Raw genomic sequence first — 26,151 nt, forward strand, 5'->3', positions numbered from 1 at the left:
TTATTTCATTTTTATTGATTCTTCGGGATTAGATATTGTTTGGTGTATCATCTTTTGTGTTTCCACACCGCTACTGGGTAATAGCGATGTGGAAAGTACGTTGCAGGGAAGCTACCTGGTCTTTGTCGGTTGCCTTCACCTTGATGTCGATGAGGCAGTCGGCAGCCTTTTTGTTGAGGCTGATGGTGAGGATTCCCTTCTTGTTGAGTTTCATCTTGCCTTCCTGTGGCTGGATGCTGTTCTCCAGGGTGAAGACTGGCTGCTGGTTGTAACCGGCGAAATACTGCTTCAGGTCGATGGTCAGCTTATTGCCTGCAGAGGTGATGAAATGTGGTTCTGCAAGCCAGTTGAGATAGCGCTCCAACTGGGTATATTCGCCATCGGTCAGCTCGTTGTTGTCGGCAGCTGACGGGTTGGTACCAGCCAGCTTCTCCCACCAGTCTGGCATTCCATCCTGGTCGGTATCCCAGTTGGAAGGGCGACGGTCGGTGAGTGCTTCAAACTCCTTCCAGGCATCGTTGCCGGCATCCTGGTTGTCATCTATCAGTCCCTTCTTGCCGGTCTTGGAACCAACATATTTATAGGTTCCGTTCAAGGTTTCTTCTACCATGCGCTGGTCGTGCTGGTCGATGCAAGGCTGGTTGGCTCCCACATCGCTCAATACGTTCTTGAAGGCAGCGCGGGCACTTTCTACCTTGGCATAGGATGGGAAGAATGGTTTGTCGGTAAATACCTTCCAGTTGACTACCTGTCCGTGAGAAGTGGTATATTTGTAGGTTTCGCCTTCCTTGTCGCTGACCAGTTCTCCATGCTTTCCTGCCACAGCTCCTGCATTCTGTTTCATATCGCCCACATAGTTCTGGCGGATATTATCGTGCATGTAGTAAGCCTGACTTCCCTGGCCGGTACCTTCCAGCTGGGCATTGAGGATATATTTCATGCTGGTGGCTGGTCCCATCTTGTAATAGTTGCCCACGAAGTTTACTTCGTGGGCTCCTCCGTCGCAGGCACGGTTGCCCCAGTTGTATACTACATTATTAAAGAGGTCGAGCCTTCCGGCATAATATCCGGCTCCATCCAGTCCGCCACCCATACTCCAGTTTCTTCCTTCGTTGTTGGCAAGCAGGTTGTGGTGGAACGAGCCTACATTACCTCCGATGGTTGCGGCATAACCATGTTTGGCATTGACATAATTCTGATGGCCAGCCTGGTTGAGTGCTTCGGAGATGAGGTTGTGCTGGAAAGAGATGTTCTTGCCGTTGCGGCTGGAGAAAGCCTCGTCGATGGTCCAGCCTACCGAACAGTGGTCGATGATGGTATTGTCGCAGCCTGCAGCACCCAGTCCGTCGAGGGTAATGGTCTTGCCGTTTTTATCGAGATATTTTCCCAGTCGGAGACGGATGAAGCGGAAGATGCCTTCTGATCCGAAACCGAAAGGATGCTCACGGAGAAGGATTCCCTTGCCGGGTGCAGTCTGTCCGGCTACCGTGATGAATGGGTCGGAACAAACCAGACGGTCTTTCAGGTCGATGATGCCGGCAACATCGAAGACGATGGTACGAGGCCCCTTAACCTTTGTGATTCCGTATCGGAGAGAGCCTGGCTGCGGATTCTCAGGGTTATCTTCTAAAGAGGTAACATGATAAACCGAACCGCCACGACCGCCGATGGCAAATCTTCCATATCCCTCGGCACCTGGGAAGGCGAGACGGCGTGGACGGAAGTTCCATACTTCGCCCTCTGAAACCTTGCCGTTGGCATCTACCTCGTCTACACGCCAGTAATAATCGTTGGCGCTGCTGAGACCGGTGGCTTCGTAAGAAGCAGTATTCGTGGTGGCAACTTTCTTCAACTGGTCGGCGCGCTGTCCCATATAAATAAGGTGTTGCTTGGCACCTTCGCCGGCTTGCCAGCGAAGAACAACCTTGCCTCCTTCTGCATTGACATGAAGATCGTCATCGGCAGGATAAGGGTTGAGAGCGGTGGCTTTCGGGTTGGCTTTGTCGAATACCAAACCATTGATGGTGAGCGTGTTGTTTGCGTTATCAACACCTTGCAGCTGATAGTGGATAACTACAGGCTGGTCGTTGGTTACATCAAATTCAATGTACGACTGGCCGCTCTGCGATGCCTTCATCTCTCTTACGGTCTGCTTAATATCCTGTGCCAGAATCTCCTGCGTCATGCTCTTCTGCTGGATACGCTTCTTGCCCTTCTTCACGGTGATTATCTGTTCCTTCTCTCTGGAAACCTGGATAGAAGGAATATTGCCGGTAAGTCCGTCTACGATGTTGTGATAGGCAAGGAGAGAGTGATGACCTGGTTTCAGACCTCGGATGGTGATGCGGAGTTGGGCATTATCGCCTTTTGACGGATATACTACGATACCATCGCTGGTGAGCCGGTCGCCCAACTGTATGCCCTGTTTAAACCAGTTGGATTTGATAATCTGGTCTTTTACGGGAGTATCGAGTGTAATCTCCAGTCCACCCAGAGCAAACTGGTATGTATTGCCCTGCTTCACGCCAACGGGAGTGAAATTGAGGGCAGTAACTTCAGCAGCCTTTCTGCTGGCTATGTTGAAGTCAACCTGCTGCGCCTGGCTTGAAAGCGCCATCAGCGAAGCGGCAACTAAAGGTAGGTATCTTCTGTTCATCATTTTTAAATTTTATGTTTCTTGTTTCAATAAAATAATAGATAAGTAACTTTCGTTTATATTATATATAGGTGTAAGACGTTCCTGCAGATGAAATGTCGCCACCTGTTCCCGAAAAAATGCGCATGTTCATTGAGGACAAAAGGCAGGGAAAGACGTCTTTAGGATATAATGAACAAACAATATTAAAACAATGCAAAGAAGTAAGAAGATTTTCGCTGCGATGGCATTGACCATCTTGCCAGCAGCAACTTTCGCTCAGTATCCTACTATCACAAAGGAAGCTCAGGCGAAGATTGATTCTATGCAAGCTGCATGGACAGCCCATTCAGATTCTGCTTGGGCTGTGGCTTTCCCTATTGTAAAACAAGAGGCAATGGCAGGACGTCCTTATGTGCCATGGGCTTCCCGTCCATACGATTTGCGCCAGGCTAAGATTCCTGCATTCCCAGGTGCTGAGGGTGGCGGTATGTTTACCTTCGGTGGCCGTGGTGGCAAGGTGCTGACTGTGACCAATCTCAATGATGCTGGTCCTGGTTCTTTCCGTTGGGCTTGCGAACAGGGTGGTGCCCGCATCATCGTCTTCAACGTATCGGGAAATATTGTATTGAAGACTCCAATCATCGTCCGTGCTCCTTATATCACCATTGCCGGACAGACAGCTCCGGGTGAAGGCGTCATGATTTCTGGTGAATCTTTCCAGGTTGATACCCATGATGTTATCGTTCGCCACATGCGTTTCCGCCGTGGTAATACCCATGTATGGTATCGTGAGGATTCTTTCGGTGGTAATCCGGTAGGTAACATCATGATTGACCACTGCTCTTGCGAGTTTGGTCTGGATGAGAATATCTCTTTCTACCGCCATATGTTCGATTTGCACGACGGTAAGCCAAAACGCAAGGTGCCTACGGTGAATGTAACCATCCAGAATACCATCTCTGCCAAGGCACTCGATACATGGAACCATGCCTTTGGTAGTACAATCGGTGGAGAGAATTCTACCTTCATGCGTAACCTCTGGGCGGATAATACAGGCCGTAACCCATCTATCGGATGGGGTGGTGTGTTCAATTTCGTGAACAACATCGTTTACAACTGGGTACATCGTACGGCAGATGGTGGTGAGTTCTCAACCATGAGTAACTTCATCAACAACTATTATAAGCCAGGACCTCTTACTCCGAAGGGTGCCATCAGCTACCGTATCGTGAAGAGCGAAAGCCGAAGCAACAAACTCTTCCCTTGGGCTCAGTATGGTCGTATTTATGCTGAAGGAAATATCGTAGAAGGCAACGAGGCTGTAACCAAGGACAACTGGAACGGCGGTATTCAGATTGCTGATAAGGATCTTCCAAATGGAATACCTGCAGATGTTAAGGCGCTGATGCGTTCTAACGAACCATTCGTCATGCCACACATGACCATTATTCCTAAGGATCAGACTTTTGATAAGGTGCTTGAGAGTGTGGGTGCAACCATTCCTTCCCGCGATATCGTGGACCAGCGCATCGTAGAAGAGGTTCGTACCGGTCAGGCTTACTATGTAAAGAAACTGCCTAAGAAGAATCCATACGGTGACTTCTGGGGATTGGCTGACAAGTCGAAGGCTGAAGATGGCAGTTTTAAGTACCGCCGTCTGGACAAGGAATCCTATAAGTTGGGTATCATCACAGACATCTGCCAGGTTGGCGGATTCCCTAAATATAAGAAGGCAAAGCCTTATGTAGATACAGATGGCGACGGTATGCCTGATGAGTGGGAGATTGCCAACGGACTGAATCCTAACGATCCTAGCGATGCCAACAAGGATTGCACAGGTGACGGATATACCAATATTGAGAAGTATATCAACGGTATCAGCACCAAGGAAAAGGTGGATTGGACTGACATGAAGAACAATCACGATACTTTGGCAGAGAAGGGAAAACTCCTGTAAAACAGGAATGAATGCCCGGAGTTGTTTCTCCGGACTCATTTCTTAATGCATGACATGAATATGAAAAAACTTTTGAGAAATAAGTTGTTAGGCGCAGCCTGTCTGCTCTTGCTTCCTTTGGGAGCAGGAGCACAGGTACAGCTCGACAGCGTGGGGCGTGATGCCAAGTATGTGAGCAACATCATCGCCCGTTCGCAGAAAATCGTGGATGCGCTGCAACTGACTGATAAAAGCAGCAAGCAGAATGTGCTCCACATCATCTGTAACCGTTATTTCCTGCTGAACGATATCTATGAGAAGTTCGGCAAGAATAAGGCTGAGCGTGATGCGGAACTCTATAAGCACCACTTTGAATTTGCTGCCAATCTGGAAAACTATCTCTCAGAGAAGCAGGTAGAGCAGGTGAAGGATGGTATGACCTTCGGTGTCGTTCCGAAAACCTATCAGGCTCATCTGGAGATGATTCCTTCTCTGAAAGAAAACGAGAAACTCCAAATTCTCAATTGGTTGAAAGAAGCTCGCGAGTTTGCCATTGATGCTGAAAATTCCAAGGCTAAACATGGCTGGTTCGGAAAATACAAGGGACGCATCAATAACTGGCTCACTAAACGGGGCTATGACCTGAAGGCGGAGCGCGAGGGTTGGTATAAGCGTATTGAAGCGGCAAAGAAAAAATAAACAGTTTCCGTAAGGTTATAAAAACTCTGATGAAACAAGAGGTATGAAAAGATTATTTTCTATATGGATATTTACGTTAGTAGGGGTTGTGCAAATCTTTGCGCAACCCTTCGCGTTTGATTTTAGCTACGTGGGCTACCAGCAGAGCGAAAAGGAGATTCCGAATGCGGACGTTGTGGTCTTCGTGAAAAGGAAAGAAGGCGACCAAAGCGCTCGCATCCAGAAAGCTATCGACTTTGTTTCTGCCAGAAAAGTGGATAAGAAGACGGGACTTCGTGGTGCAGTCTTGCTCGACAAGGGCGTATTCGAACTCTCACAGCCACTTCGCATCCAGACTTCGGGCGTGGTGCTGAGAGGTACTGACCGCAATCAGACGGTGCTATATAAAAAAGGTGTAGACCGTGGGGCGGTGGTGTATCTGGAAAGCGAAAAGCAGATGCAGACGCTGGGCGAACCCATGAAACTGTCTGCTCCCTGGAAGTTGGGAGAGCGGAAGGTGACGCTGCCTGCCGGCTGCAAGATGGGCGATGAGATCCTGATTGTCCGACCTTCTACCAAGGAATGGATTCAGAAGATGGGCTGTGCTGACTTCGGTGCAGGCAAGGATCTGGGCTATTGGGGCTGGCATCCGGGAGAAATCGATGTGCGCTGGACCCGTAGTGTGGTTTCTGATGGAAAGGGAGGATTGCAGTTGGATGCTCCTTTATCCATGTCGCTCGGTCAGGATGATGCGGAATGCTTCGTTCAGCGCATCGCCGGTAATGACTGGCGCTTGAAGAATGTGGGTGTAGAAAATCTCACGATAGATTCTGAATATGATACTACCAATCCGAAGGATGAAAACCATGCCTGGGAGGGTGTATATATTAATAAGGTGAAAGATGGTTGGGTGAGAATGGTGAATTTCCGCCATCTGGCTGGTTCGGCTGTAGTAACCCAGCGTGATGCTTCCCGTATCACGGTAGAGGATTGCATTTCTCAGGCTCCTGTCTCAGAAATCGGTGGCTACCGTCGTCGCACCTTCCTCTGTATGGGCGAACAATGTCTGTTCCAGCGTTGCTATTCTGAACAGGGCATGCACGATTTTGTGGCTGGTCTCTGTGCAGCGGGTCCTAATGCCTTCGTACAATGTGATGGTTATGAATCGCTGGGTTATAGTGGTGCAGTGGGACCTTGGTGTACAGGATTGCTCTTCGATAATGTGAATATCGATGGCAACGACATCAAGTTCTGCAATCTCGGTCTCGAAGGCTACGGTATCGGATGGAATACAGCCAACAGCCTCGCTTACCAATGTACGGCTGCCGGAATCTTTGCCGACAGCATTCCTGATGGCAGCAACAACCATGTGTTTGCCTGTTGGGCGCAGTTTAACGGCTCTGGTGATTTCCAGCAATGTAACAATCATGCCAAACCATGGAGCCGCTTTGCCTCTCTTCTGGGGAAACGACTGGGTAGGGATGTCTCTGCCCAATGTCGTGTACTGGAGAGAGAACGCAACAATGTGAGCAACAATCCTACCTATGATGTGGCACAGAAGATGGTAGAGGAGGCTCGCAAACCTCGCATCACCATGCAGATGTGGATAGCAGACAGCGCCCGGTTCATGGCTTCTGTTTCTCCTGTTAGGGCTATGGATGTGGATAAAATCAAGGAACGTTCTAAGAAAAAGGCGGATCTTGCCCATGCCGGGAAGCCTGTCTTCGCGATAAAGGAGGGTAAGATCATGGTGGCTGATACGCTGTTGAAGGGTGCAAGAATGAATACCCCTTGGTGGAACGGACGTGTTCGTTACTCGGCTTTCCCTAAGATTGCCGATGCCGTGACCCGTTTTGTGCCGGGAATGGAGGGACAGGGCACTACCACCCGTGTGGATAGTGTGGTGGCTCATCTTCGTGATAAGCATGTGGTGCTCTTCAATCAGAACTACGGCTTGTGGTATGACCGCCGCCGTGATGACCATGAACGTGTGCGCCGCCGTGATGGAGATGTCTGGGCTCCGTTCTATGAACAGCCTTTTGCCAGAAGCGGACAGGGCACGGCTTGGGACGGACTGAGTAAGTATGACCTTACAAAGTTGAATCCGTGGTACATCAGCCGCATTAAGGAAATGGCAGAAAAGGGAGCCAAGAATGGTTTGCTGGTTATCAACCAGCACTATTTCCAGCATAATATCCTGGAGGCAGGTGCCCATTGGGTAGATTGTCCATGGCGCCCGGTCAACAATATCAATGGTACGGTGTTCCCTGAACCTGTTCCTTTTGCCGGTGATAAGCGTGTATGGATGGCTGAATACTTCTATAATATAGATAATCCGGTGATGCGCCAGCTGCATAAGCAGTATATCATGAAGATGCTGGATGCCTTTGCTGATGAGCCGAACGTGATTCAGTCGATTGGCGAGGAATATACGGGCCCTTATCATTTTACGAAGTTCTGGTTGCAGACCGTTGCCGAATGGGAGGCTAAGACGGGCAAGCATGTCTGGGTGGCTTTGTCGTGCAACAAGGATGTGCAGGATGCCATCCTCCAGGATCCGGAGTTGAAAAAGGTGGTTGACATCATTCATATTGAACAGTGGTATTATACCCAGAAGGGACTTTATGCTCCTGAAGGAGGCAAGAATCTGGCACCTCGCCAGTATCAGCGTCGCCTTCGTCCGGGCAAGGTTACCTATGATGATGTCTTCAAGAGTGTGAGCGAGTATCGTCAGACTTATCCTGAGAAGGTTGTCATTTACAGTGGGGCTTCGGCACCCGAGAATGGCAAGGCGGTGATGGATGCCGGCGGCTCTTGCCCGAATGTGAAGTAATAAGTAGAATATCATAAAAGTAGAGAAGATGAAAATAATGATGATAACAGAATCTGTAAGAAATCTTTTATTGAATACCGACTTCCTGGAGTCGGTATTCGGTTCTCCTATCGTAGAACCGGATGCCAACTCTGGGAGGCCGGCATCTTCTCGAAAGTTTGAGAAAATGTATCTTCCTGCCGAAATAGAGCAGGCAAAATATGTTCTTCTTCATCTTGACGAGATTTCGGGCTTGTTGTCTGAAACAGACATAGAAGAACTGAAAAATCGCATAAAAAGCCATTTGTACCCTTAAAATGGGAGGAAAAATACACTGAATACCAATTTTTCCCATTCATTTACCTGATTTTTCCTTAGAGTTTGCCGTATTTAGGCTACTTTTGCACCATCAACAAACAAAAGTACACCTAAGATGAAAACAAACTACAATAGCATCCGAGAAAGAGAGGAAGCAGCACAGACGTTGCTCGCTGCCTATCGCCAAGGCGACCAGAACGCTTTCATGTCTTTATATGATATGTACGCGGAAATGTTGCTCAATTATGGTCTGTGTATTACATCAGACAAAGAACTTGTAAAAGATTGTGTACAAGATGTGTTTATCAAACTCATCTCTAAAAGCCAGGATTTACAAGTTACAAAGGTAACCTCTTACCTGCTCATTTCTCTCCGCAACAGATTGTTGGATGAGTTTCGCCGCAAGAACTATATGACGGAGACTGCGGTGGAGGATATCCGTATCTCTACAACTGTAGAAGATGTGGAAAACTCTTATATCCTTGATGAAAGTTCGCTCAATAATGTTCGTAAGGTTCAGATTCTGATGAATGAGCTGACACCACGCCAGCGCCAGGTGTTCACCTTATATTATATAGAGCAGCGCAAATATGAGGACATCTGCGACATCATGCAGATGAACTATCATAGTGTACGCAACCTGGTACATCGTGGCATGTTGAAGTTGCGTGCAGCCGTAGCAGTATAAACTCTTCTGAAGGAGTTTGAGAGATGTTATTGGTAGACCCGAAATAGAGATTTGCACTTTAGGTTAATGATAATTTAAAATAGGTTTATTATAGTTATAAAAAAAAGGCAGGGGACTCCGTGAGGAATCTCCTGCTTGTTTTTTTATGCCTTGTTGTTTCGCTTTACCCCAGCAAAGCTTCAGCTATCTTGATGTCGAATGGGGTAGTAATCTTGATGTTCTCACGATTACCCTCTACCATCGCAACCTGGCAGCCGAGACTTTCTACCACCGAAGCATCATCGGTAAACTGTTCCTTGTATTCCTGGTTGAAAGCCTGCTTTGCCAGACCGATGTCGAAGGTTTGGGGAGTCTGCACCACGCGGTAATCGCTGCGCAGCACGTTCTTTCCGCCTCCGTGCTGGTCAATATAGCGCAGGGTGTCGGTTACGGCATATACAGGGATAGCTGCATATTCTTCGCGAGCCGTCTCGAAACATTCCTCGATGACTTCTTTAGATACGAATGGGCGCACACCATCGTGAATGCCCACTACGCCATCTTCATCATCAGGAATGAGAGCCAGTCCGTTTTTGGATGACTGGAAACGGGTGTCGCCACCATTGGCTATCTGGTGTTTGATATCAAAATGTTGCTCCTCGCAGAGCTGGTGCCAGTATGCCTGCTGACTCTCCGGCAGAACCAGGATGATGTTCAATGCAGGGTCGTATTCATGAAAACGCTCTATGGTGCGCATCAGGATAGGCTTGCCCGCTACCGGCAAGAACTGTTTGGGAATCTCACTTCCCATGCGGAGGCCCTTGCCTCCGGCTACTATGATTACGTAATCCATTTTTTAAGTGAAGAGTTAAAAGTGAAGAGTGAAGAATTCTAATCCTGCCTTTCTTCACTCATTGTTATTATTTGCTTTTCATGAGATGATCATACATCATGCCATCCTGCAGGGCAGCCACAGTTTCCTTGCTTACGAAATAGCTCAATATCTTATAAGCGTATGGGAGAGTTGCGGCAGGACCTTCGCCCGTAATCACGTTGCCGTCTTCCTGGAAGAGGGTGGCGGTATATTCGGTGTTCTCGCCGAAATATTGCTCGAAACCAGGATAACAGGTAGCCTTCTTTCCTTCGAGAATGCCTGTGCTTGCCAGAACCATTGGGGCTGCGCAGATGGCACCGATTCGCTTGCCAGCCTTGTGCTGGGCGATGAGCGCCTGGCGTACACCTTCGTGCTTGTTGAGATTTGTACTTCCTGGCATTCCGCCTGGAATCATCAGCATGTCAGCATCTTCAAAGCTGGCAATATCCTCAAACTTCAGGTCAGCCTTGATGGTTACACCATGTGATGTTTCTACCCATTCTGTACCCGTTACACTTACTGTCTTGATGTCTACACCACCTCTGCGGAGGATGTCAACCGGAGCCAATCCTTCGATTTCCTCGAAGCCATTGGCAAGAAATTCATATACCTTAGCCATAATTTATTTATTTTTTGTCTTGTTATTCAAATAATATGATTACCTTTGCAAAAGTAAGAATAATTATTGAAATAACAAAATAAATGGCACAGCAACATTTAAAATTCGCAATATTTGGTAATGAATACCAGGCTAAGAAGTCGGCTTCGATAGAGAAAATCCTTCTTTATCTTGAAAAGAAGGAGGCTGAAGTTTATGTGGAGAATGCTTATTATGAGTTTCTTACCCGCGACCAGCATCTCAATGTGAAGGCGGCTGGGGTGTTCGAGGATTATAACTTTGATGTGGATTATGTCATCTCTATGGGTGGTGACGGTACTTTCCTGAAGGCGGCGAGCCGGGTGGGAGCCAAGGGTACACCTATCATCGGTGTGAATATGGGCCGGTTGGGCTTCCTTGCTGATGTGCTGCCTAGCGAGATAGAGTCGGCTCTGGACAGTCTTTATGCCGGTGAATGCCTGATAGAGGAGCATGCGGTGATTCAGGTGGAGGCAGAAGGGGGCATACTTGCCGGCAATCCGTTCGCCCTCAACGATATTGCCGTGCTGAAGCGTGATGATGCTTCGATGATTTCCATCCGTACGCAGGTAGATGGCGAATTCCTCGTCACTTATCAGGCGGATGGTCTGATTGTTACTACGCCAACAGGTTCTACGGCATACAATCTCTCGAATGGCGGACCTATCATCATTCCGCAGAGTGGTAGCATCTGTCTTACTCCGGTGGCTCCTCACAGTCTGAACATCCGTCCTATCGTCATCAACGATACGGCTGTCATCACGCTCGATATCGAGAGTCGCAGCCATAACTATCTGGTAGCCATCGATGGTCGTAGTGAGCGTATGACGGAGGAAACCCGCCTTATCATCCGAAAGGCTCCTCATAGCATCAAGATTGTGAAGCAGCGCAACCAGCGTTATTTCTCTACCTTGAGAGAAAAACTGATGTGGGGTGCTGACCAGCGCGAAAGATAATTAGAATAAGAAAGATAATTAAAATAAGAAAAGAGGTATATCCCGAAGACGAATCTTGGGTATACCTCTTTTTCCTAACCTAAAACAACTAACTAGTAACCTTGTATGTACTAAAACTACCTTTAAAACAAACCTAAACCTAAAAACATAAAATCAACTATTCTCTATTTTCGTATTCTTATCTGATAATCACTTTCTTTCCCTGATGGATGTAAACACCATGCTCTGCAGGTTTCTTACCCATTTTCATACCGCTTAGCGTATACCATGCATTGTCTGTAGTTGTGGTATTGCTTATGGTTGGGGTTCCCGTGATGCCTGTTGGTGCCCAGATGGCGGTAACATCCTTGCAGGTGTATTTGCCATTACTCTGTGTAGTGGTAATCTCATAATACTTGGTGCTGTTGCCGGCATTCAAGTCTACGGTCTGCTTCTTGCCTGTTCCATTTCCCTGATTGAAGATGATGTTTACGATAGCATCCTTGCTTTTGATCTTGAAGTCCATATAGTACCACTTCTTTCCGTTCAGCGTTTTGGTTGCTGTAACAGCTGTACCTGGCCAGCCTTGTGTAAAGGTTTCGCTGGAATTCCATGCGTAGAAATACATGGCTGAACCCCAGTTGGTTACCTGGTCGGCATTGGCATATATAGTGATGGTATATGGCTCGAATGCCTTGACGGTATAATTGTAGGTACGGATTCCTGTTACGGTTCCGTTGCTGAGCAAGCCAACCTTCAAGGTGCAGGTCTCATCTATGTTGATGGTGTTACCTGTAGCCACCTGCTTGCTCTTGGCTGTAGGGTCTGTGCCGTCAGTAGTGTATACCAGTTTGGCATTGCTGTTCTGACTGACAGCTGTAAGCTTAGCCTTGAATCCTGCCTCATATTCGCCTGATGGAATGTTGCACCATGCGGTTTCTGCAGATTTAGAAAGATAATAACGGTAGTGGTATCCTTCGAGAATCTGTGTATAGTCGGCACCTGGAGTATATGCTTTGGTGTTGTTTCCTACAACCACGATGAGCTTAGCCTTGTTGCCAGTAGTCTCATTGGCAAAGCATGTGGTCTGCGCCATCTTGTTGGTATAATTGCTCATGTTGGTGATGCCTGCAAGTTTGCGGGCTTCAATCATGCTCTTGATTTCCTGTTTGTAGGCTCTCCAGTGTGGCTGGAACACGCAAGGAGTTCCCGGCATGGCGAGCATATAGGCATTGGCTGCAAGCGTATCTCGCTTAAGAGGATCCAGCGGCTCATCTTTAGAACGGTATTGCATGTCGTGATTCTCTACGAATGTGATGGCATACTGACGGTAGGTTGCATCATGCATCAGGTTGTAATCGCTCTTCAACTTCGACCAGTTTGGCGATGAAACAATCTTATTGTCTTTTATGCCTATTGCGTCACGAACATTATAACGGAACTGGAAGTCGAAGGCAGCGCTCTTCTTGTTGGTTTTGTTGATCCAGTTGATGATAGAAGGGTTTCCATCCCAATATTCACCCACAGAGAATTTTACACCTGTTGCATCATTGTAGTCAGCTACGTGAGAACCACTGAATCCCTTTACCATGTCGTAGCGGAAACCGGTATATCCTATATCCTCCTTCAGGAATTTCAGATATGCCTTGATAATCTTCTGTACGTTCTCGCTCTTATGGTCAATATCACGGCATGCTCCAAAGTCGGTTCCCTCATCATAGTTATTGCTGAGGCTAACCCCGTCTTTTTTTGCCTGTGTTGCCGTACTTCCACCATCATCATTCTTGCAGATATCGGTAGACAACATCTGGTAGGTCACTCCCTTGTAGGTTTCTGCAGGGAAGGTATACCAGCCGTCTGTATTGCGATGATTGACCACAACATCAGCTATTGCGCCTATGCCGTTGGCTTTGAACTTGGCAATCAGACTTCTGAGTTCAGCCTCAGTTCCGAATGAGGAGTTCTGGTTGAAATAATAATATGGCTTATAGCCCATCACCTTTGTGGTTTCGATGCATTTACCGCTTTGTGGAAGCCATACCAGGTCGATGAATCCTTTCATATCATCGGCTTGCTTCTCTAAAACAGTCCATTGGGAGTAGTCGTAAGAATCCCATGAGAATCCTTGCAGCATGACGCCATTGTAGTTGGCAGGCCAACCTTGTGCCAGCATGTTCATGCTTGCCAGTAAGGCGATGAGTGTAAAGTATATCTTCTTCATAATTATCATTGTATTTTGTGATTATTATTTTATGTTTAATTGCAAGTTGTATTGTTATACGTTGGCAAAGTTACGATTTATTTCATTAGCTTGTTCAAAAATTGATGCAAATCAAGCGATTTTCTTGTGCAAACGTTTGCATTCCGGTGCGCTTTTCTTCTATTATATAATAAGGTATATGTAGCTTTAGAAGATAATTATTATTAAAAAACTGGAAAACATTTGGCGGTCTCGTTTTTTATTGCGTAATTTGCGTTGCGTAAAAAGCGCAATGAACGTTTGTATAATGAATGATAACAAGATATGGCAAGATTGAACAATCCTTTTGTGGTATATGGCTATAAGGGCGCAGAGTATTTCTGTGACCGCCAGAAAGAGACGGAGAAAATGATTTCTTCGCTGCATAATGAACGTAACATCACGTTGGTTGCCCCACGCCGTATGGGTAAGACGGGATTAATTCATCATGTATTCCATCAGATGGAGGAGCAATACGCGGAAGTGAAGTGTTTCTATCTCGACATCTTTGCCACCAAGAATCTGGAGCAGATGGTGCAACTGATGGCTTCTGAAATCATCGGAAAACTGGATACAGTTTCCCAATCAGCCCTTCGGAAGGTACAGGAATTCTTCAGCTGCTGGCGTCCTACTCTGACGATAGATGAATTGACAGGCATTCCTTCTTTTTCTTTAGACTTGAAACCGAGTGAAGGGAAGGAGAGTTTGAAGCGAATCTTTGAGTATTTGAAGCAATCGGGAAAGCGATGCTACATTGCCATTGATGAGTTTCAGCAGATATTAAGTTATCCGGAGGATGGGGTTGAGGCGATGATCCGTTCTTATATCCAGTTCTTGCCGAATGTATATTTCGTGTTTTCGGGCAGTCAGCAGCACATGATGCAGGAGATGTTTCTGTCGGCAAACCGTCCTTTCTTCCAGAGTTCGCTGGTGTTGTCTTTGCCTTGCATCGGGGAGCAGGTGTATCGGGAGTTTGCCAATCGCCTGTTGGCATCTCAGCACAGGTCGATAGATGAATCTACCTTTTCTTATATTTATCAGCAGTCTGATCGTGTAACCTGGTATGTGCAGTCGATATTGCATGGCATCTACGAGCATGCTTCTTCCGAGATTACGAAGTCTCTGGTAGATGAGGTGATTCTGGAGCTGATTGAGGAGCAGGCGATGACTTATCAGAACTATTGTGCCTGGCTAACCGAGAACCAGCAGATGCTTTTGGGGGCGATAGCTCGTGAGCATTTGGTATCTTCGCCGTTGAGCCAGCAGTTTATCAGCACCCACCATCTTCCAGCTACGAGCAGCGTGAAAACGGCATTAAAGGCATTGGTAGATAAGCAGCTGGTAAGTAAGACTCCGACTGGCTATCTGGTTAGTGACCGCTTCTTTGCGAAATGGCTGGTGAGAGGAGGAATCATAGCCAACTGAGGAAATGAAAATTACGTCCCGATGCTTGGCTATGGTGAGATGGATGATAACAATGCCGCAACTTATACGATGCAAGGAATCAATTATAACGATGCAAGGAAGCCTTTCTTGCGATTGCGTGACATTTGTCATGCGTTTATACGACACTTGTCGTACGGCCGGATGACAAATGTCGTATAATCACATGACATATATCAAAGTATAAATAAACCTAATATTTTACACCAAAAGATACAAGTTATCACATTATTATATATATATGCATCATCTTTCATAGAAGACAAAGAATGCGAATTCAACAAGCAAGTGCAAAAATCCATCCCATTGTCTGTTAAAGAATATGATCATAAAAATCTTGAAAACGTGCAGAAGGCTTAATACGATTTGCATAACGTAAAGGCATACAAAAAAGGCGGCTCCCGATATGTTCGAGAACCGCCTAGTAATCTCTTCTTATTCCTTCATTTTCTGGATTTCCTCCAGTGGAAGTTCGGTGGCAGTTGATACTTGCTCTTCAGAAAGGCCCATTGACAAAAGGCGGCGAGCTGTGGCTAGCTTTTCTTTTTCCATACCTTCAGCACGACCTTTCGCCATACCTATTTCTATTCCTTTCTTTTCATCGAATTTTCTGGTGGCATATATATCACGCATATTCTTGATGTCCTCGTCATAAAGCTCAAGTTCCTCTCGGGAGAGCTTGCGGAGGTCGCCTATTTCTGCCAACTTGCGGAAGACTGGATACTTCTCGCTGAATGGCATCTGTTCAAACATGTTCATATTCTTCACTATATAAATCCAACAATCAAATATATCCATACACTCTGCCTCCGTGCGCTTGTCGAACAATGGCAACTGGAGGTACACAATACGCATCCTGTCGGACACTCGCTGGCGTGTCTGCAAGTCGGTAAGCACCAAGTCGGTACGAAACTTCTTTAGCACCGGACTATCCGACACGAAATCCATGAAACATACCGTATAGACTGGAGCCAAGTGGTAGTCCCAGATTCCACGGATGCCTTGCTGCACAATGGCACGTGCCGTGTAATACAATGCCCTGTCGGCAAAGTATTCCTGCTCTTTCTTCTGCATCTCAACGATGACATGCTTGCCTTCGTTTGTGATGCAATAGACATCGAAGACCACACCGCGGTCATCGGGGCGCAAGCCAAGTTTTTCGGTCTTAGCAAACGTCACGTCCTTGATTACCAACTCGTCTTCAAACAGTCCGTTGAGGAATGTGATCAGACATTCTTTCGTGTCTTCGCTTCCAAATATCCTCTTGAAAGCCCAATCGACACGTGGGTCTATAAATCTTGCCATCTGCTTACGCTTTATAAGGTCGTGGACGCAATATTGCTATTCGTTGGCAAAGATACGACTTTTCCTCGTAACTTCCAAGGTTTTAGGGAAAAAGAATGACTAAAAAAGCAAAAAATAGCAGATTTGAGCTTTTGTTTTGAGTTTCAAGTGGTTGTGGCAGTCGTTGGCTTTTTGTGGCATTCGTGAGGAAATGCGAAAATGGCGGATTTGAGAAGTAGAAACGCTTTCAAGTCATTACCTCAAAGAAACGCTCTAATAAGCATTTTTAACGGCTTCGGTTTTTACTTCTCAATTCTGCACAGGTTGTGAATTTGCCATGCAACTCTCATGATTTAATTTTGCACAGAACAAAAAGCAAGGAATTATGAGAAGTACATTCAAGACAGTCTTCTATGTAAACGGAAGCAAGGAGAGAAACGGAATTGTCCCTATCATGGGACGTGTGACAATCAACGGAACTATCGCACAGTTCAGTTGCAAGCTGAGCGTGACCAAGGCGATATGGGATGCCAAGGGCAACAGAGCCAAAGGCAGAAGCAAGGAAGCCAATGAGGTGAACTTTGCGCTTGATAACATCAAGGCTCAAATCGCTAAGCATTACCAACGGCTTTCCGACCGTGAGGCGTTCGTTACCGCTGAAATGGTGAGAAACGCATATCAAGGCATAGGTACGGAGTATGAGACATTACTCAGAGCTTTTGACAAGGAGAACGCAGCCTTTGCCCAACGCGTGGGAAAAGACCGAGCTGTCCGAACCTACCGCAAGTATCTGACGGTAAGAAAGTACGTTGCCGAGTTCATCAAATTTCAGTACAAGCGCAGCGATATGTCCATGAATGAGCTTACCGAGGAGTTCATCCGTGATTTTTGTCTGTATTTGAAGAATGTCATTGGACTCACGCAATCTACCATTTGGATATACTCCATACCATTGAAGCATATCGTCACGGCAGCACACTACAACGGCAAGATACAGAGAAATCCGTTTGCCATGTACCACGTTGACCCAGACCACAAGGAGCGTGAGTTCTTGACAGAGGAAGAATTGGACATATTTGCAGGAATAGAGTTGGAAAATCCCAACTTTGCTTTTGCGAGAGACTTGTTTATGTTTGGTTGTTGGACAGGTATCTCTTTCGTTGACATCAAGAATCTTACAGAGGACAATGTTGCCATTATAAGTGGGTCTCCATGGATAGTTTCTCAGCGTCAAAAGACAGGCGTACCATTCAAAATTAAACTGATAGATGCAGCCATACAGATAATTGAACGTTACAAGCCATTGAGAAAAGATATGCACTTGTTTAATATTGGCTCACTTGACATGGTAAACAAGCGTATAAAGAAAGTGGCAAAAATGTGTGGCATCAAGAAGCGAATTTCATTTCATACAGCCCGGCATTCGTTCGCAGTTTTGGCTTTAAACTACGGTATGCCGATAGAGAGTGTAAGCAAGATACTGGGACATACGGACATCGCCACAACACAAATTTACGCAAAGGTGACAAGTACTAAATTGGAGCATGACATATCAGCTTTTGAAAGTCGAATCAAGGGGCATATGCCGACAATGGGGGGAATGGCATGAAAAGGACTGTAATCACCGTGGACGGAAATGGAGAACTTTCCATTCCGTCCAACTTGAAAGACTTGTGGATGAGCGAGGGCGAATTGGTTGATATGCTTCATGTCACCGCCATGAAACTCCATGCTGTGATAAGGTCAATATACAAGGATGGTTTATTGACGGTGTCGGAAGTCCAACAGAAACAGGAAACTTCCAATGGCATTTGGCAAACGTTGTATGGCTTTCCGATGATTGTTGCCCTTTGCTTCCGTATAAACTCATACGGGGCAGCTCGGTTTCGTGCCACCATCTTCAAGAGATTGTATGGGGCAAAAGAGAAAAGTAGTGTCATTATCCTACAACTCAATAGAAGAACAACCGCCTTTTGTTGAATGTCCTCTTGCTTGTTTGTTGGCTTGGCGCTGTCGTACTGTCGTGAATAAGTACTGAAGCATAAGCATGACATTCTTACTTGTAGGGGGATGAGTTCTGTTCATAAAAATGACGGACAAAACACCCCTTATTTTTGTTGAATTGTTGAATATGATGAAAGAAGTATTGAACATCAGGTATTTACGGCTCAACATATTCTCAACAAATCTCTCAACAAAAGAAAGATAATGTTGAAAAGAGAAAACCATGAACACCATTCCTTTCTTTCTTTTTTGCCCAGTAATTTGTTGTGTAGAGCTATTTGTTGAGAGTTTGTTGAGGGTATAAGTGGTTGGTTCTCATAAAGATAACACCTATCTTCAACAATTCAACGTTTTACATGCCCTCACTTGGTACGCTGTAAAATGTGCTTGTGGATTAATTGGCAACCGCTCTATTCTCCGAAATGGTTGCAGCAACGTTCCTTGGAGGCTTTGCGCCTCCAGCCACTTGGGCGAACCTCCGCAGTGTTTTAGCATGGCATTAGATTTATGCAGACTATACCGAGGACACACAGCACACATAACACACTCGGCATAGTTCACAAAGGAAATCAACAACACACAACTGAAACACTTGGCATGTTTCACACTGAAAATATCACCTTTTCCTTTGCAAACTCCATGTACAAAGTAGCTTGTGTCTGTGACCTTGTTCTTTCAATGTGGCAGCTTTGATGTTTGGCGCAAATTGAGAGAATTAAGGTCTGCAACCTTGGGCATGGAAAGCCGAAAGGCAAATATCTCGTCTTTTGTTCTTAGAGGAGGGAGCGAGGTTATGTTTCGGGAAGCCCAAAACTCCTCGCTCCACCATGAGGGTGGAGAATTTTTGCTCCCGATGGTCGCAGAAAATGAGTATACCAACTGCAATTACTGCCATCATATGCTAAACTTTGTTATATATCTATATAATTGTGTTAATAATATTCTTTTTCTTTGGCAGTTAAAGAAAAGCATCCTATCTTTATAAGCAAAACAATTAATTTAAATTGAAACAAAATTAAATAGTCATGCGTATGAAAAAGTTGATTTTTATGTTTCTTGCTATTCTTCTTTGTGGAATAGTTCAAGCTCAGACTTCTGAGATTATTTTAAACAACGGAAAAGTTGTGAAAGGAAAAATTCAAAGTTTGTCTTTTAATGTAGATAATACTCACGAAGTTAGAATAAAGAATGAAGTGAGTGGTGAGAAGTTCGACTATACTTCTGCTGATGTAAAAGAAATAAAATTCTATGATAAAAAGGCAAAAGAAGTAACAAATTGGATTCCTCTGTATGCCCAGATGGGATTGGGAATGTCTTATAAGAAAGCCCCCAAGCTCTACAAAAATCCCGTATTTCTCCATCCTGTTTATAAGGGGAAAAACATTTCAGCGTATGTTCACTACATAAGAACAAATACTCATGTGAAATCGGGCAGTATTTACGGATTTGGCATTATGTTTTATTACAAATCCAAGGACGAGGACTTTGCGAGAAGCTATTATTTGATGGATAATAGTATTGCAGGAATTGGTCAAAAGACTGTGCTAAAAATGTATTTTAAAGGTTATCCTCAGATAAAGGAAATACTCAAAGGTCTAAGTATGAAAGAGATTCGTAAAGACCCTACTATATTAGTCAGAAAACTTGATGAAGTTTTGGAATAACTTTCTTGATTATGATTTATGACAAAGTTTTTGTAATCAAATTTTTGTAGTGTTAAAAATATCTATCGAAACATTAAATAAACGTACATATGAAAAAGTTACTTTTTATCATCTTTTTAATGGTGTTCTCGTTTGCGACAATAGCAAACGCAAAGAAACCTAAAGAGAAAGTTTCATGGCCTAAGGCAGTGCTGACTCTTAAAGACGGTACTGTGCTCAACGGCTATTTGCAGAACGACATCCACTTCATGAAAAAAAACATCTATTTCAGTGAAACACAAAATGGTAAGGATGTAAAATACAAAATCGTGGACATTAAATCCCTTGAGGTGGATAATGCTCTCCAGGATGGCAAGAAACGCACTTTCATCCTTATAGATGACAACCCTAAATTTCCATTTTTGGCAACTGAAGTTTTCAAGGGAAAACATGTCACTGGCTATATGGAACCATTTGCTTTTGACAATTCCACCCACAGCAGGTCGTTTACTGGTATATGGACAAATATTACCGTTTATTTAGACTGTAGGGCATATCACTATATGGTTGATAGCGGCAAGCATGTTTACTATTGGAACTTATTTGAAAGTAAAAAAATTAATTCCAAAAGAGAAAAATACTCTCAAAAGAAACTGTTGAAAAAGATAAAGGATAAATTCAAGGACTATCCTGCCGTCGCTGAAGAAGTGGAAAAGAGAGGACTCACTGCTGAGCAAATCCACGAGGACCCTACCATTCTTCTTGAAATCCTTGACAAGAGTCTGCAATAATCTTTTGTCTTTTCCCCCATACAAATGCTTCCGTACTTTCGCAGTATGGAAGCATTTTTCAATTTATCCCTACCCACAGATTGGCAGTCATTCTCTGTAGGTCTCAGATGTTCTTGTTACTACTCAGCCCCTAAAAATGAATTTCAAGTACTCATTTGACATAATAGCCTATTTTGTAGCATAAATATAGCCAAAATCATCAATATTTTGCGGATTTGACACATCCAAGGGGTGTTGAGTAGTTACGTATATGGCAGCAACTGAAAATAAAATCTAAAAAATGGATATGATTTTCATCAATCCACATAAATGTTGTACCTTTGTCACCGAAAAGAGTTGTTTGACAAGTAATGCAAACTTATGTATAATACAGAAGTTAAAACTATTACCAAGTCATTACCTCTATTGAGGTGAAACACTTGTAAATCGCTCATTTTTAGCTATTCGGCATATTTTAGCAGAATTTTTCGGAAAAATGTTGAGAGGGTGATAAAGAATTAGCTCTATGTATTCAGCATAACACAGCCCAAAAGGCATCTCCACCTCTGTTCTGGATAATAGATCTTGTGCAAGACGTTATCATATTATCAAATAAGGTTACTATAGCTTTGCAGCCATCAACATATATCTTGAATGGTTGCTGTGACTAAATCCTCGTTTTCCTCATCTTTTATATTTGGATTGTCCTAAAAATCAAAGAAAATCATGTGATTTTTTTAAAAAAACATTAAGAGCTTATGATTTTCGATATTTTTTTGTATCTTTGCCCTCAAAAGCAACAATTTGCACAGGTAAGTGCGGAAAAGTGTGTTAGCATCACACAAAACTGCACTAAATAATGTAATTTATGAGAATCAGTAGAGACATAATCAGTACATTTAAGGAGTGGAAAGACGCTCCAATGAGAAAGCCTATTCTTTTGCAAGGAGCAAGACAAATAGGTAAGACATGGGCAATGGAAACTTTTGGCAAGGAGAGTTTTGAATACTGCGCTAAGTTTGATTTTGATAGGCAAGAAGAACTGAAGTCTGTATTTCAAAACACCAAAATGCCAGAAAGAATCATCAAGGAATTAGCGCTTTTTTGTGATGTACCCATCATTGCGGGAAAAACTTTGATAATCTTTGATGAAATCCAAGAATGCGAGGAGGCACTTAATTGTTTGAAATATTTTTGTGAGGATGCGCCTGAGTATCATATCATGGCAGCAGGTTCTCTCTTGGGGGTTGCTGTCAAAAAGCGAAGGATGACAGTTCCTGTAGGTAAAGTAAGAGTTGTACGCATGTATCCTCTTTCTTTTAAGGAGTTTTTGCGTGCAAGCGATATCCATACCTATGAATATATTGAACAACTAACTGCCATAGAGAAACTTCCGGAGATTATCCTAAACAAATTAAAATTGGAGTATCGAAGATATTTAGTGTGTGGCGGTATGCCTGATGCTGCATGTGCAATGTTGGAAAATCAAGGTATGGAAAATGTTGATGCCATCTTGCAGGATATTTTGGATTTGTACGAACTTGATTTCGCCAAATATGCAGAGCCACGTGAAATACCACGAATTCATGCCATTTGGCATTCTTTACCATCTCAACTGGCAAAGGAAAATAGAAAGTTTGTTTATAAGGTAGTTAAGCCTGGGGCAAGAGCTAAAGACTATGAGGATGCTCTGCTTTGGTTGGAAGATGCAGGTATGATTTATCGTATCAACAACATAACAAGACCTCTCTTCCCTCTGTCTGCATACGAAGATTTGAGCGCATTCAAACTTTATGCTTGCGATTGTGGCCTCTTACGCCGTCTTGCCAAGTTGCCGAGTAGTATTATTGTTAGTCCAACGGCTAATTATACAGAGTTTAAAGGGGCAATGGCAGAAAATGCTATTTTACAATCTCTCATGCCTATACTTCGAAGGGAAGTCCCCTTTTATTGGTCACCTGACAGTAGGGCGGAGATTGAATTTGTTATACAATGGAACGATGAGATTATTCCGATAGAAGTAAAGGCGGAGAATTGTGTGAGTGGAAGAAGTTTGTCTGTCTATAAGGAAAAATATGCTCCTAAGCATCGTATCCGGTTCTCTTTCCTTAATCTACAATACAATTGTGGAATGTTGAGTTGTCCTTCACCGATGGCAGATTGGCTACCATCCTTGTTGGAGCGATGTTAAGTCTTATCATAACTTCCAAAGTTTTAGGGAAAAATGTAGGGATGGGGATAACGAAAAATAGGCGACTCTCGGAATTACCTTGTTCGGACTTGGTGTAGATGCCAGCAACATTTCATTTGGTGCTATCTACAAGTTCTAATCTTAGGGTGCTCATTTACTCATAAGCAAAAATATCAGGGGCGCAGGCGATTCCTTTCATGGAAGCAGTTTGCGCCCCATTTTTTTGTTCAGCAAGCGAACACGCTTTTACTCTTCACTCTTCACCTTTCCTTCGCCCCCCCCCCTGTGTTTATCGGCATTCCGAGTGGTGAAGAGTTTACAGCGACTCTTCACCCACTCTTCACCACTCTTCACCGATTCCAAAGACCAACAGGCGTAAATTGCAGCGCAAAACCGCTAGGCATCCCTGAGGAGGGTGCGTCATAAGTCTGGATAACAGCTGGGTGCATAACAGTTGGCCACCGCATGCACATCACCTGTTGTGCATGCGCATATCTGCTGCTATGCAAGCGCACAACAGCTGTTGTGCGACCGAAGATACTGACTGTCTCAACAACATATCCTATCTCTTTCAACAACAAGAAGAGGGTGAATCATAAACTTATGACACATCCTCCGCTGAACCAGCCAGGGTGAAGAGTGGTGAAGAGTGGGTGAAGAGTGCCCAAGAACTCTTCACCCCTTGGAATGCCGATAAACACTTGGGATTCCGAAGGAAAGGTGAAGAGTGAAGAGTTTTTTCTTATTCCTTACTTACAACAATTATACAGGCATTTACGCTAGCTGTTCCAGTAGAACAGCCTACTGGCAACCGTACGGCTAGTTAGCTGTTCTTCATTCGCCTGTACACTATTTCCGGTTAACAGCAAACTTATTCCTCGGCAGAATACTCTTCCACAACTAGGCAATAAACGCTAAATCCTGATAAAATTATTTCTTGAGATATTTCAAAAAGTCATCAATACCTACTATTTCCACTTTTGGGAAAGGAATGTTTTCTAACTCTTTGAAATGTTTATCTGCGAAGACTTCGTTCATAGCAGCTTGTATCTTACCTTCTGTTGCTTTGTCTGGTAAAATGCCCTGCTCCTTTGCATCCTCATTCACCTTGTCTATGGTTCTTGCCAACTTGCGAAGTTGAGTGAAAGTATCAATGATGGCAATGGCGGTGGCTGTCGTGGTGGTCAAAATTTTTGACCACATGCTCTTTCTCGCTGTTAGTCAGTTCGATAACATATCCAGAAGGAAACTTATCTGGATTGTTTCTTATGGCTTGGTTAACCACCTTGGTTGTTACGCCATACAATTCAGCAACATCTCTGTCAAGGATGACTTGCGTATCCCTGATGACAATGATTTTACTTTCAGTTTTTACAATATCTTCTTGATGTCCCATAATTTCTTTTTTATAGCTTTTCTTATGCAAAGATACGACTTTTCCTCGTAACTTCCAAGGTTTTAGGGAAAAAATACTTGAAAAGGGGGAGGAGAAAAAGAAAATAGGCGGCTCCCGGAATTGAGAGTCGCCTATTGAATGTTATTCTTTAATCTTCTAATAATCTCCAAATGTTTAGGGGGATATTATTCTTCCTTGTTTTTTAGCAAGTCCATCATTTTCTTCATATCAGGCAAAGCCTTGCGTAACCTTTCAGGCATGTCATCCAACGTCTTGTAGGTAGCAACTCCCATCGGCTTGCTGTAGTCTCGAACAGCATATTCTGCATAAGAGTAGTTTGCTGATTGGCAAAGAATGATTCCAATAGACGGATTCTCGTGTGGCTTACGCACCTTGTCGTCGAGAATTTGGAGATAGCCAAAAAGTTGCCCAAGATAAGAGGTTTTAAACTCGCCAAGTTTTAGCTCTATGCAAACCATGGCGTTCAATTCTCGATTGAAAAACAGCAGGTCTGGGAATTGTTCAACACCATAGATTTCCAAATGGTATTGGTTGCCGATGAAAGCAAAGTCTCTGCCAAAGGTCATGATGAAATTCTTGATGTTCTGAACGATGCTTTGTTCTACAATTCGTTCGTCGACATCTATTTTTTCGCGTTCCCCAATCTCTTCTACATTGATAAAGTCAAGTAGATATTCATCCTTGAACATTTCTACTGCACGTCGAGCTTCCCTAGGATTGTTGATGGTCCTGGTAAAATTGTTAGGCATGCGTCCTTGGCTATGGTAAGCATCCTCCTTTATAAGTTGGCGGAGTTTCTTTACGGAAAGATGTTCCTCTACAGTGCGGTGAATATAATAAAAGCGTGCCGAAGTTTCTTTTGGTCCACTAATGATGGCAGAGTGGTGTGTGAATGGTACTTTAAAGAAGTCCTCAACAGGAAAATCTGGAATATTAGAAATAGATAAAGTATGGAATATATCTATCTGATTTTCACTATTTTGTAATTCAGCGGTTGCAACCGCTGAATTCTCAAAGCACAATTTTGCGGTTGCTGCCGTTGAATTACTGTCAAGCATATCCCATGCTTCATAAAAACGTCTCATGTCTCTTAGTTGAGTTTCCGAGAATCCTCGAAGACCAGGTAGTTCCTTGCGAAGTTGTTCGCTGATGGATGCTAATGCGCCCTCGCCCCATACTCCTTTGCGGGTATGTTGTGAAAGATATTTTCCGATGGCAAAATATAAAGCAAGTTGTATGCGGTTCACACCTTTGGCTGCTTCATATTGTCCTTGAAGTATGGCTGTCTTTATAGCGTTGACAGCATTGTTATATTGTATCAAACTATCCATAGAGTAATGTTTTAATTTGGTCTTCTAACAGAAGGCATACGGATTTTGGGACAAAGAAAATGCAAACGAGCGCAAAGAAAGCTTGCTTTCAATTTGCCGAGTGCAGCTTTTCTTCTGCAAAGAAAATGCAAACGAGCGCCAAGAAAGCTTGCTTTCAATTTGCCGAGTGCAGCTTTTCTTCTGCAAAGAAAATGCAAACGAGCGCCAAGAAAGCTTGCTTTCAATTTGCCGAGTGCAGCTTTTCTTCTGCAAAGAAAATGCAAACGAGCGCCAAGAAAGCTTGCTTTCAATTTGCCGAGTGCAGCTTTTCTTCTGCAAAGATACGACTTTTCCT

21 protein-coding genes are annotated in these 26,151 nt (G+C 44.3%); 12 read left to right on the top strand and 9 right to left on the bottom strand.

Annotation, left to right across the window (positions count from 1 at the left end):
- Positions 1–70: 70 nt before the first annotated feature.
- Positions 71–2,659: a hypothetical protein gene (locus KSW37_RS07990; protein WP_217313981.1), complete on the bottom strand. Its 2,589-nt coding sequence runs from the start codon at positions 2,657–2,659 to the stop codon at positions 71–73.
- Positions 2,660–2,849: 190 nt separating this feature from the next.
- Here KSW37_RS07990 and KSW37_RS07995 point away from each other — a divergent pair, with 190 nt between their 5' ends.
- The 5 genes from KSW37_RS07995 to KSW37_RS08015 all read left to right on the top strand — a co-directional run bounded on the left by KSW37_RS07995 (position 2,850) and on the right by KSW37_RS08015 (position 9,070).
- On the top strand, positions 2,850–4,595 hold the full coding sequence (locus KSW37_RS07995) for a polysaccharide lyase (RefSeq protein WP_217313982.1): 1,746 nt from the start codon (positions 2,850–2,852) through the stop codon (positions 4,593–4,595).
- Positions 4,596–4,655: 60 nt separating this feature from the next.
- Positions 4,656–5,273: a DUF3826 domain-containing protein gene (locus tag KSW37_RS08000; RefSeq protein ID WP_217313983.1), complete on the top strand. Its 618-nt coding sequence runs from the start codon at positions 4,656–4,658 to the stop codon at positions 5,271–5,273.
- A gap of 43 nt (positions 5,274–5,316) precedes the next feature.
- The gene (locus KSW37_RS08005; RefSeq protein ID WP_217313984.1) at positions 5,317–8,085 is read left to right on the top strand and encodes a DUF6298 domain-containing protein; all 2,769 of its coding nucleotides are present in this window, start codon (positions 5,317–5,319) and stop codon (positions 8,083–8,085) included.
- A gap of 37 nt (positions 8,086–8,122) precedes the next feature.
- A complete protein-coding gene (locus tag KSW37_RS08010) occupies positions 8,123–8,380 on the top strand; it encodes a hypothetical protein (RefSeq protein WP_217313985.1) in 258 nt (85 codons plus the stop codon).
- 117 nt (positions 8,381–8,497) lie between these two features.
- The gene (locus KSW37_RS08015; RefSeq protein WP_217313986.1) at positions 8,498–9,070 is read left to right on the top strand and encodes an RNA polymerase sigma factor; all 573 of its coding nucleotides are present in this window, start codon (positions 8,498–8,500) and stop codon (positions 9,068–9,070) included.
- 163 nt (positions 9,071–9,233) lie between these two features.
- Here KSW37_RS08015 and KSW37_RS08020 read toward each other — a convergent pair whose 3' ends face one another.
- Together KSW37_RS08020 and KSW37_RS08025 are read right to left on the bottom strand one after the other, a co-directional pair.
- Positions 9,234–9,902, bottom strand: a complete 669-nt coding sequence (locus KSW37_RS08020) for a 2-C-methyl-D-erythritol 4-phosphate cytidylyltransferase (protein WP_217313987.1) — start codon at positions 9,900–9,902, stop codon at positions 9,234–9,236.
- Between the two features lie 67 nt (positions 9,903–9,969).
- Positions 9,970–10,542 carry a DJ-1 family glyoxalase III gene (locus tag KSW37_RS08025; protein WP_217313988.1) on the bottom strand — a complete coding sequence of 191 codons (573 nt, stop codon included), beginning with the start codon at positions 10,540–10,542 and terminating at the stop codon, positions 9,970–9,972.
- Between the two features lie 83 nt (positions 10,543–10,625).
- Between KSW37_RS08025 and KSW37_RS08030 the strand changes: the two genes are divergently transcribed.
- Positions 10,626–11,516: an NAD kinase gene (locus tag KSW37_RS08030; protein WP_217313989.1), complete on the top strand. Its 891-nt coding sequence runs from the start codon at positions 10,626–10,628 to the stop codon at positions 11,514–11,516.
- Between the two features lie 178 nt (positions 11,517–11,694).
- Here the strand turns inward: KSW37_RS08030 and KSW37_RS08035 are convergent, their stop codons facing one another.
- Entirely contained in the window at positions 11,695–13,716 is a 2,022-nt protein-coding gene (locus tag KSW37_RS08035) for an alpha-amylase family glycosyl hydrolase (RefSeq protein WP_217313990.1), read from the bottom strand.
- A gap of 303 nt (positions 13,717–14,019) precedes the next feature.
- On the opposite strand from KSW37_RS08035, the gene KSW37_RS08040 reads away from it, so the two are divergent.
- Positions 14,020–15,159 carry an AAA family ATPase gene (locus tag KSW37_RS08040; RefSeq protein WP_217313991.1) on the top strand — a complete coding sequence of 380 codons (1,140 nt, stop codon included), beginning with the start codon at positions 14,020–14,022 and terminating at the stop codon, positions 15,157–15,159.
- Between the two features lie 453 nt (positions 15,160–15,612).
- Here the strand turns inward: KSW37_RS08040 and KSW37_RS08045 are convergent, their stop codons facing one another.
- Positions 15,613–16,482: an Rpn family recombination-promoting nuclease/putative transposase gene (locus KSW37_RS08045; protein ID WP_217313992.1), complete on the bottom strand. Its 870-nt coding sequence runs from the start codon at positions 16,480–16,482 to the stop codon at positions 15,613–15,615.
- A 364-nt stretch (positions 16,483–16,846) separates the two neighbouring features.
- Between KSW37_RS08045 and KSW37_RS08050 the strand changes: the two genes are divergently transcribed.
- The 5 genes from KSW37_RS08050 (at position 16,847) to KSW37_RS08070 (ending at position 23,069) form a co-directional block, all read left to right on the top strand.
- Positions 16,847–18,070 (top strand): site-specific integrase, encoded by a 1,224-nt coding sequence (locus KSW37_RS08050; protein ID WP_217313993.1) that lies wholly within the window; start codon positions 16,847–16,849, stop codon positions 18,068–18,070.
- Positions 18,067–18,441, top strand: a complete 375-nt coding sequence (locus KSW37_RS08055) for a hypothetical protein (RefSeq protein ID WP_217313994.1) — start codon at positions 18,067–18,069, stop codon at positions 18,439–18,441. Before KSW37_RS08050 ends, KSW37_RS08055 begins: the two co-directional genes overlap by 4 nt.
- Positions 18,442–19,496: 1,055 nt before the next feature.
- Positions 19,497–20,129 carry a hypothetical protein gene (locus KSW37_RS08060; RefSeq protein ID WP_217313995.1) on the top strand — a complete coding sequence of 211 codons (633 nt, stop codon included), beginning with the start codon at positions 19,497–19,499 and terminating at the stop codon, positions 20,127–20,129.
- Positions 20,130–20,218: 89 nt separating this feature from the next.
- Positions 20,219–20,899, top strand: a complete 681-nt coding sequence (locus KSW37_RS08065) for a hypothetical protein (protein WP_217313996.1) — start codon at positions 20,219–20,221, stop codon at positions 20,897–20,899.
- Between the two features lie 847 nt (positions 20,900–21,746).
- Entirely contained in the window at positions 21,747–23,069 is a 1,323-nt protein-coding gene (locus KSW37_RS08070; RefSeq protein ID WP_217313997.1) for an ATP-binding protein, read from the top strand.
- A 930-nt stretch (positions 23,070–23,999) separates the two neighbouring features.
- On the opposite strand, the gene KSW37_RS15990 is transcribed toward KSW37_RS08070, so the two are convergent.
- The 4 genes from KSW37_RS15990 to KSW37_RS08085 form a co-directional block, all read right to left on the bottom strand.
- The gene (locus KSW37_RS15990) at positions 24,000–24,272 is read right to left on the bottom strand and encodes a hypothetical protein (RefSeq protein ID WP_254368587.1); all 273 of its coding nucleotides are present in this window, start codon (positions 24,270–24,272) and stop codon (positions 24,000–24,002) included.
- Positions 24,220–24,465: an ORF6N domain-containing protein gene (locus KSW37_RS08075; protein WP_254368588.1), complete on the bottom strand. Its 246-nt coding sequence runs from the start codon at positions 24,463–24,465 to the stop codon at positions 24,220–24,222. The genes KSW37_RS15990 and KSW37_RS08075 overlap by 53 nt, the downstream gene beginning before the upstream one ends.
- A gap of 185 nt (positions 24,466–24,650) precedes the next feature.
- Positions 24,651–25,817, bottom strand: coding sequence for a PDDEXK nuclease domain-containing protein (locus KSW37_RS08080; RefSeq protein WP_217313998.1), 1,167 nt, complete (start codon positions 25,815–25,817; stop codon positions 24,651–24,653).
- A gap of 11 nt (positions 25,818–25,828) precedes the next feature.
- On the bottom strand, positions 25,829–26,151 hold a 323-nt coding region (locus tag KSW37_RS08085), incomplete at its 5' end, for a hypothetical protein (RefSeq protein ID WP_217743440.1).

Origin of the sequence: Segatella copri (genome assembly GCF_019127135.1) — a bacterium.
GTDB lineage: Bacteria > Bacteroidota > Bacteroidia > Bacteroidales > Bacteroidaceae > Prevotella.